General features: G+C 48.5%; 9 protein-coding genes. 2 read left to right on the top strand and 7 right to left on the bottom strand.

Annotated elements, in window-relative coordinates; genetic code table 11:
- Positions 1 to 280 (top strand): zinc-ribbon domain-containing protein (locus ACLUYS_RS08330; RefSeq protein WP_412659584.1); only part of this gene is annotated, 280 nt, incomplete at its 5' end.
- Positions 281 to 485: 205 nt separating this feature from the next.
- The gene (locus tag ACLUYS_RS08325) at positions 486 to 692 is read left to right on the top strand and encodes a hypothetical protein (RefSeq protein WP_230267035.1); all 207 of its coding nucleotides are present in this window, start codon (positions 486 to 488) and stop codon (positions 690 to 692) included.
- A gap of 131 nt (positions 693 to 823) precedes the next feature.
- On the opposite strand, the gene ACLUYS_RS08320 is transcribed toward ACLUYS_RS08325, so the two are convergent.
- The 7 genes from ACLUYS_RS08320 to ACLUYS_RS08290 all read right to left on the bottom strand — a co-directional run.
- On the bottom strand, positions 824 to 1,294 hold the full coding sequence (locus ACLUYS_RS08320; protein ID WP_412659583.1) for a flavodoxin domain-containing protein: 471 nt from the start codon (positions 1,292 to 1,294) through the stop codon (positions 824 to 826).
- A 2-nt stretch (positions 1,295 to 1,296) separates the two neighbouring features.
- Complete coding sequence (locus tag ACLUYS_RS08315) at positions 1,297 to 1,884, bottom strand: MarR family winged helix-turn-helix transcriptional regulator (RefSeq protein ID WP_288875506.1); 588 nt, start codon at positions 1,882 to 1,884, stop codon at positions 1,297 to 1,299.
- A gap of 234 nt (positions 1,885 to 2,118) precedes the next feature.
- Complete coding sequence (locus ACLUYS_RS08310; RefSeq protein ID WP_412659582.1) at positions 2,119 to 3,447, bottom strand: hypothetical protein; 1,329 nt, start codon at positions 3,445 to 3,447, stop codon at positions 2,119 to 2,121.
- A gap of 307 nt (positions 3,448 to 3,754) precedes the next feature.
- Positions 3,755 to 4,285, bottom strand: coding sequence for a hypothetical protein (locus tag ACLUYS_RS08305; RefSeq protein WP_412659581.1), 531 nt, complete (start codon positions 4,283 to 4,285; stop codon positions 3,755 to 3,757).
- Between the two features lie 492 nt (positions 4,286 to 4,777).
- On the bottom strand, positions 4,778 to 4,987 hold the full coding sequence (locus ACLUYS_RS08300; protein ID WP_412659580.1) for a hypothetical protein: 210 nt from the start codon (positions 4,985 to 4,987) through the stop codon (positions 4,778 to 4,780).
- Entirely contained in the window at positions 4,974 to 7,748 is a 2,775-nt protein-coding gene (locus ACLUYS_RS08295) for a hypothetical protein (RefSeq protein ID WP_412659579.1), read from the bottom strand. Before ACLUYS_RS08295 ends, ACLUYS_RS08300 begins: the two co-directional genes overlap by 14 nt.
- A 59-nt stretch (positions 7,749 to 7,807) precedes the next feature.
- Positions 7,808 to 8,590, bottom strand: a 783-nt coding sequence (locus tag ACLUYS_RS08290; protein WP_412659578.1) for a glycoside hydrolase family 2 TIM barrel-domain containing protein, incomplete at its 5' end; no start/stop codon positions are given.

Genomic DNA, 8,590 nt, shown 5'->3' with positions numbered 1-8,590 from the left:
GAATATGGCCGGCGGCAATTCGCAGACCGCCTCGCTCCTTGCCCAGAAAATGGAACAGGAAAAGGCAGCGCAGGAAGCAGCAGCCAAAGCAGCGGCTGCGCCTGCACCGAGCAGTGATAGCCAGACCTGGGTTTGCGCGAACTGCGGCGAAACCGCAACTGGCCGATTCTGCGCAAACTGCGGGACGTCAAAACCTGAAGTGAAATTCTGCCCGAACTGCGGAGCGAAAACGACTCCAGGTTCCAAATTCTGCACCAACTGCGGAACGAAACTCAGTTAAGCGTCCAATCGCCTGGTTCATCACATTCAAAACCGAAACGAAAGGCTCAGTCCCGTACAGGAGGCTGAGCCTTGTCTCGTTATGGGTATTAGAAAGAGGAGCCTTCTTCACACCAAAGCAGATCAGTTCCCAAACAATATTGTTTTTTAACACTTAGAAGCCGTACATAATGTTCTTAGATTCATGCTCCCAAGGAGGTCATGTGATGGATGAATTGATTAAAGACGTCGTGATAAGGATATTGGAAAACAACCGTGAACTGGGATCCTTGTCTGGCGATTTCGCTAAAGGAAAGAGGTTAGCCTATTACGAGATTTTAGATTTAATTAATAGCAGATTAGAGATCCTCGGGAATAATCCTTCTTCTTTTGGCATTAAAGACGATCCGTTCAAATTGATCAATTTAAATTAGCACATGCAGGCGAGTCGCCTGCTCCGAAAGAACAGACAATGAAAACCGGCTTATTAATCCGGAGTGTTTCTGGATGTTTTAAAGCGTCAAGGGCTTGAAAAAGCGGTTCGATAATCGAAGGATCGGTGAAATCACAGGACTGACTCAACAATCTGGACATGGCCTCTTCCTGCTCTGATTTGTCCTTCTTCTTTTTGAGCATGCTGGGCAAGCATTTTCAACATCAGCCGGCTCGCCAGAGACATCTTTGAATAATTCAGACCGCCTGGAAAATAGAAAACACGCTCCGGGGCAGTATTCAGTGCTTTTCCAGCTTCATCGAGCGCCAGGAGCGTATCCGGAAAAGGAGAAGAAGCGGCTCCGGTTACAAAAAGAAAGACGGGCTGATCTGGATTATTTTTTCGGATTTTGACAAAGTCGGCAAGGGCATGAAGGTTTCCCGCCTGCATCCAGGTCCCAAAGATCAGTACGTCAAAAGTCGACAAATCCATAGTTCGGCTTTTGGAGAGCGGGAAGCATTCGCCATCAATCCGGCTTGCAATCCATTGGGCGTACCGCTCTGTAAAGCCGGTCTGGGAATGGCAGAGGACAGCTGTTTTCATCCTTATTCTCCTTTGTCTGCGGAAAGTCGGGTTTCCGGCAGTTTGTCTTTTTTGTTTTCTGCGCGCTTTTCTTCGATTTTTGCAGGAACAGGGGACTCTTCATCAGGTGCTTTCATTGCGGCTTTTTCCAGAAGATCTGCCCCGTTTAACAGGCTGAGAAGCATTTCAAAAAGTGCGAGCGTCTGATCCTCATTCAAGCCGGTGAACAGTTCGCCAAGCTGCTCGCGATACGGAGCGAAAGCTCCGTCAAAACAGGCATCCGCTTTATCAGTCAGAAGAATCATTAAAGCGCGCGGCCGATCCGGGTTTGTTTCTATATGGACGAAGCCCTTCTTTTCTAAAGAAAGCGCGAGCTTTTTAACATTCTGCCTTGAACAGCCGAGCATCTTGCCGCATTCTCCCAGGCTGAGCGGCTGCTCAAGGCCATGCAAAGTCGACAGCAGCATGAACTGGCGAAGTGTAACCTCCGGAATACGTGCATCAAAGAGATTCTGGATCCGATTTGTCAGCATGAACAGAAGATTGAAGATGGCTCTTTGCGCAAGTTCCGGATTTTGAGAGGACTTCTCGATTCGATCTTTGAGTTCCATGAGATTTCTGTACCTTTCCTTCCTGTAAAAATGCTCGACTTCCTGTATTGAATTAGAAAAGCTGGCTTTTAACCCGCTATATGTAACTGGTTACCTATTATATACCATCCCATCGTTCTGCTCTCCATCTTTTTTTCGGGTAATATTTTCAGTGGCGAAAAATTTCAGAAAAAAGGCCCGAAATCCATATAAGATTTCAGGCTGTAGGATATGCAGTGATCTTGTGCGTGCGGATCAGCCGAGTTTCTTACGGCGTAGCGTTTTCGAATTCAGAATGACTGCGTCTTCAAAATGGTCATAAATTGCATCTCTATGTAGATCAGTGAGTCTGCGTCTGGCTGTCGGATTTTCTGGGTCTTCGATGTTGATTTTATAAGTCAATACCGTATAGCTGTCCTGAGGAATTTCCCAGAAGGAAACGCAGTAGTATGGCTCGCTGCCCTCCTCTTCTTGCCAGAACGAAAGGGAGGAGCGGATTTTGGTCTGCTTTCCGGATTTCAGCAGGACGTCCAGTTCTACAGTTCGGATGGCTTCCCAATACGTTTCAACGATAAATCGGTTTATAGTTCCTTCATTTGCCGGGGTCTCCGATTCGATCTTGGAATTGTTTTTCGCATCGATCAGTTCGTTTCTGAATTGGGTCATATGGGAAATAAAAATTCGGTCATACACATTTAAGGATCCTATTTCCGGACTTTTCTCAGGAATGACGGATTGCTCATCGATTTTAAGAGATACATCAAGCACAGTGAATTTTTTACACCACGGATCCATCTTCTGGTCTTTATCACTTGTCTGATAAAGCAGCGATCCCTGGCCGAGCTCAAAATATTCAAGCTGATATCTTCGAAATGTTAAATAGGCCATTGATCCCGCATCGTCCTGCAGATTCACGTAACAGCCGCCCTTCGAAACGCGTTTTCCAAGCCATTGCAGTCGAGGCTTTATTTCCTTTATATAGCTTCGTACCCGATCGAGAACAGGAAGAAAATCCTGAACTTTACGATCGTAAAGCCATTCATTAAAAAGATTTACGCCTAGGACACAATCAAACTGCATCAGATCGCATTCTCCTTCACTTATCATCGTAATCTTTCGAAAGGATTTTTCCCTGGAAACAAGCCGTTCAAAAGGGATAGCCGATGAGGAAGTATCGAGTACATAAATGGGCGATTGAGGAAATCTCTTCACAGCAGCCCCGGCATAAAGCAGAGCCTCTGGTCCCCATACGAGAATGGACTGTCCATTGACCGATGGCATATGTTTCATAAGCAGATTCAAATTTAAGATCAGACGCATAAAGCGCAAATATGAGGATTCCGACTGCCAGTTTCTCCTTTTCAGAACAAAACTGTCCAGATGAATTTCGCCAAAATGCGCATATCCATTTTGATCACATGTGTAATCTTTCATTACATCCGCAAGACCAAGGCGGTCAGCATAAGCGATAACGGATGGATTCTCATCCCGAATTTTTGGAACGATAGAGCTCCAGGAGGGTAATTTCGCACTTTTCTTTTTCTTTTTGGAAGACTTTGCGGAAGACTTTTTCTTTTGACTCATATGGACTCCTCGTATAAATCCTGATCAGTTTCAGCAATTTCCCTTACTTGACGAACTTCGAGGTGCGTTAACATCTTGAACAGGTCAGGATACTTTTCATTTGATAAACGATCCGCGTTCTGAACCTGGACCAGCCTTTACTTTCTATAAAAAACTGGTAAGGCCCTGAAAACTCTATTCTTTCTGAGATACAGACGGTAAGGAGTTCGGCAGAACGGGCTTTCAAATCCATAGTTTAACAGACAAAAAGCTGAAAAGAGTGAATGGGCTGATTCGCTTTTCAGCTTTTTGGCGTATCCGAATCGATTTATAAAGCCGGCAGCTCTGGAGCAGTGGAAATATCCGCGTCAATTGAAATTTCTGTCTCAGCGGCCCGTACAAACACGAGATGCGGTCCAAGTTCTTCAATTTCCTCAGCGGTGATAGTATCAAAGTCAATATCCGCCATTCGATGAATCCGGACAATATAGGCGCCCTGTGCGTATTTGAGCAGACCGACATTGATTCCTGAGGTATACACAATTTTTCCTTTTACATCTTTTGGTCTTGCTGTGGCTACAATCGGGGCATCCACAATGCCTTTGTACTTTCGAAACCATTCCACAATTCCGGGATGGCGGGAAACAATCACTTTGGAAGAATCAAAAGGAAGTCGAATGTAATAAATCGCCCGCTCATCGCTGGGAAGATCGCTGTCATACGGCTTTTTGTACTGACAGGCAATCCGGCCTGTGAGAACCTCAATTTCAAAATCTTCTTCAAATGCGGCCTGTGCATGTTCATAACCGACTTGCTGCAGCCGCATAAATCGTAAAGCACTTTTCGGAATTGTTTTCATTGTTCCATTCTCCTTTGATCTCGATCAGCCTGCGATGTCTGAAAGGACTTGCGTCTTCAAAAATCGGGTAGCAGACATGTCGAATTATATATGGAGGATTGGAGGTCTTTCGATCCGTGCCGGAATGTACACAAAACAGGGCAATTTTGTACAGACGAATGGAAGGTCTACAGGCGTTCCGGCGAATCAGGATGACTGCTTCTCTTTCCATTCATGATCGAAATCTGCGCAAATCCATTGGATGACGCCATCGTAACCCGCCTGGAGGAAGGGGATCCCCTGTTCGCTTGTCACGAAAGAACGCCGCAGACAAACGGAATTCCGTTTGTTCTGCGGCGTTACTCTTTAGAAATACTGGGTAAATCCATATTCTGGATGGCTTAGTCCATCCGCGTTCAGACAGAAGTTTTAAACCATCTGCTCAAGCCGTTCAAAAACCGATCAGAATCGGAAACGGCTGTTTTGAATCCTGAGCGAACGTTGCAAGAGAGACTAGAACAAAGAATTATTCGAATTCGGGACTTTGCGCAGACTCAGCAGCAGGCGGTTCATGTGTTGGGCCTGTTCATCGATCTGGATCTGACTTTGCGGTGCAGAAAGAATGGATCTGGCCTTAGAGAGTTCCTCTTCCAGTTTATCCATCGAAGACTCTGGGAATTCCGTACGGTTCTCAAGCAGGCTTTCTGCTTTAGTAACAGTCATTTCCAGGGCGTCCAGAACAAAGTCGATTTTGGGATACTGAATAGCCGCAATACCGGCAAGAAGGGCTGAATTTAAAGTCTTGGCTGGGTGGCATTGTCTTCCAACAGACCCGCAACGGCTTCATTAAAGCCTGGGTAAACTGCGCTTTATGCGTCGAATCTGGATCGTAGTCTTTGGTGCGCAAAACGGTAATTGCCTTTACGACACTGTTTCCAAGATCCGATCCAAAAAGGGAAGACGGTCTGCGCAAAGCCTCAATAGCCGCATTGAGCGTATCGGTCAGTTCATCAATTTCTGACTGAGAGAAGCTGTAGGAGCGCAGCGCGAAGTCGGCTTCACTCAGGGCTTCCTGCAGGGAATTCCAGCCGCTTACATAATCGCTTTCCTTGAGGTTTTTCGCAGCTTCAACGGCTTTGGAAAGCGCGCTGCGATCTTCAAGCGTTCCATACGTTGTGGTAATCGTTTTGAAACCGAATTTGCCGGTGGTAACCAGACGGAACGTGTGAGTTCCCAAAGGCAGAGACTGAATATCGATTCCTTTGCGATAGGCATCTGTACTGTCTGTGCAGTTTACAACGCCATAGTCCTTGTCATCGATGTAAATATGGGCACCGGTTTTGCCGCCGTCAAACTTGGTCATCATGGAAATGCCGGTACCGGTAAAGGCGTAGCTCAGCGTCGCATTGGCGCTGTTATTGTACGTTTCGTAATCGCCGGCCGCTTCATCTTTCCACTGCCCCCATCCGCTGCTCTTTTGAATCTGATCGGAAGAGCCATACAGGGTCGTATCGGGCGTACCTTCCACATATTCCGGTTTGGGAACGAGGCCGCTTTGACGAATTTCAAGGGCGTCAAAGCCAAATTTGCCGGTAGGGACAAGTCTTACGGTATGTTCGGCTTCTTCTTCAAATGAATGGGAGAAAACCGCTTCATACGTATTTTGTCCGTCGTTTCGCTTTGTGCTCACTGTTCCAAGCGACTGATCGTCTACGAAGACTTCACAGCCGCTCTGGCTGCCGTCTTTTTTCGCATAGAGAGTAAAGCGGCTTCCTGTGAAGGTATAGGAGAGGGAAGTGTTCTGCCAGTTATTCGATTCGACATACGTTTCGTAGCCGGAAAGCGTTCCTGCCTGCGTGCCAGAAGCCGGCCAGCGGCCCCAGGTTCCGGTTTTCTCCATTTCATCGCCAGGAACAACGACCGTTTGCGCTGGACGTTCCAGGGCGGTTTTGCGCTGTGGATATTTGCCGGCTTCGGCATCCTGTCCCTGATCGTCTTTGAGCGTAGTCGTAAAGACGCAGTCGCCCCCACAAGCAAGGGTATCCGTGTTCCAGATCATAAGCCGTAAAACGCTGCCGTCTTTGAGATCTTCTGGAATCGACATGGACACGGGAAGGGAGACTTTTTCTTTGGCTTTGAGCGTGAGCGGTTTGCTCTGGACATCGACAAGAGTATTGTCGGGGGCAATCAGAGATGTGGTGATCATCAGATTCTGAGCCGTTTTGGACGTCAGATCCAGCTCACCTTCATACACAGTGCCTGGTACAAGCGATTCATAAGCGGCCATAAACTGGGCACTCAGGTCGGTTTTACCATCCTGTGTCAGCTTGCGTCGTACGCCGGAAAGACGGGCATTGCCTAAGGAAATCGAACCGTGCCCTTCGGTTTCCAGCTTCACATCGGGGCACCGATAAACAGAAACACGGATAGCGGCTGATTCGCCCGGTTCAAACGTCTTTTCATAAATCGTCTGATTTTTCGCGATCAGGCGCAGAAGGACCGTCTGGGAAGAGGGGTTGAAGGCTTCAGCTTCGAAAGCGCCATAGCCGCCGTCTTCTCTGGTGAAGTTATTTACAGTCAGTTCCGTCTGGGCCGGCAGGGAAACGCCGTTGGAATAGCGGGTGTTTCCGTGCTTGAGCGGCTGACCGTCTGCTGTGCGATTTTTAATGATGGTTTCGGGCAAATCGTCCAGATCGCACAGGTACTGATATCCGGTTTTGATCGGTTCATTGACCGACTTGAGCGAATACAGCTTCAGTTCGGAGAACGAGGCGTATTCGTCTTCTGGAATGGAATCAAACAGAACGCGGATGTTTCGATACGGTCTGGTTTTCAGGAATGTGATTTCATCCGGGGCTGTCTCAATGGTGGAGGCATCGTAGGAAACAAGCGTTTCCCAGTCGTCTTCGCTGACTGCATCTGCGGTTTTTCCCTGCAGCGTATAGGGCAGCTTTTTGCCGTCAAAGAGTACGGCTGCTTTATAGAGAATGACTTCTCCATGTTCCATGGTCGCGTTGACGTACTGGCCAGGCCCGGCTGTGGAAGCTCTCCATGACGTTTTTGGATCCTGATCGAGAACGTTCTGACGATCGGCTTCGTTGGAAGACGCTTCGCAGGGAACGCCGTTGAGATCGCGCAGTTCGTAGGCAGATGCCTCTTCAATATCGGTCAGAATAATGCCGTCATTGTTCATGAAGGAACCGTACAGTGTGGAAATATCCGCCTCGCTTTCTCCTGTGGAGTCGCCCGTGGTCCTCAGGGTGATTTCCGCCGATTTGAGACCTTCGCTTTCGGCGACGATGCGGGTGATGCCGGCGTAGTAGGAGCGGAATTCAATGGCGCCTTTTCCATCAAGCATGGATTTGTTTTCCGAATCCGGATCGAGAACAAAGGTTTTGCCGGTCGGGAAAATACCCGGGCCTGCTACGACTTTCAGCGTGATCTTGCGCTTTACGCCGATCCAGTTTCCTTCATCGTCTTTCAAAGTCGCGATGAGATGGGTATCCTGCGTGCCGTCATCGCGAAGAACGGTGTCGGAGGCGGTCAGTTCGATTTTTGTCGGGGTCCGGACTTCGAGAATTCGGGCTCAGGATGATCCGGATGGAATTCATGGCGATACCAGTACCATTCTTTTAAAGGCAGTCGATAGTAGTCGACGATGCCCATATCGCCATAGCTTCTCGCAGCGACCGTTCCATGATGGAACATGCACCAGAGGGAAACGCCGCTTCGCCAGGCGTATTCGATCGGGCGATCGTTCTGGCTTTGTACATGATCGTAATGCGGTGCATAGGTGTCGCCCTGAGAGCGGTTAGCGGTATGCGAGCCGTATTCCGTAACCATGTTCGGTACGCCTGGATTCTGACAGGCGCCAATCGAAGCGCCGTCGCCGTTATAGCCGGCGACTTCAACGCCTTCAATTTTGTCATAGCCGTCGCGCTGCGTGCCGCCAAGGCCAACTGCACGGGTCGGATCGAGCTCTTTGCACTTTTTGGCCATGCGGGTAATCAGGGCGCGCTTTTTATCATTCGTGCTGGCGCCGGAGTCATCGTTTACACTCTGAAAGAACGTTTCGTTTCCCATGCTCCAGACCATGATGGACGGATGATTGCGGTGAATGCGAATCACTTCTTCCAGCATCTGCATGCAGGAGTCTTCAAACGCTGCCTGATCTTTTACATGTGTCGGGTAGCCGTTGGCGGTATAATCGGACGAACCTGGATTTTCCAGATTTCCTTCGCCGCCGGCGCCGCCGATAAACCAGAAGGCAGCTTCGGACCAGTAGGCAATTCCGAGTTCATCGCACGCCTGCGTATAGATAGGAGA

Origin of the sequence: Allobaculum sp. (assembly GCF_047010065.1) — a bacterium.
Classification (GTDB): domain Bacteria; phylum Bacillota_I; class Bacilli_A; order Erysipelotrichales; family Erysipelotrichaceae; genus Allobaculum; species Allobaculum fili.
This window is presented reverse-complemented; position numbering and strand designations above follow the sequence as displayed.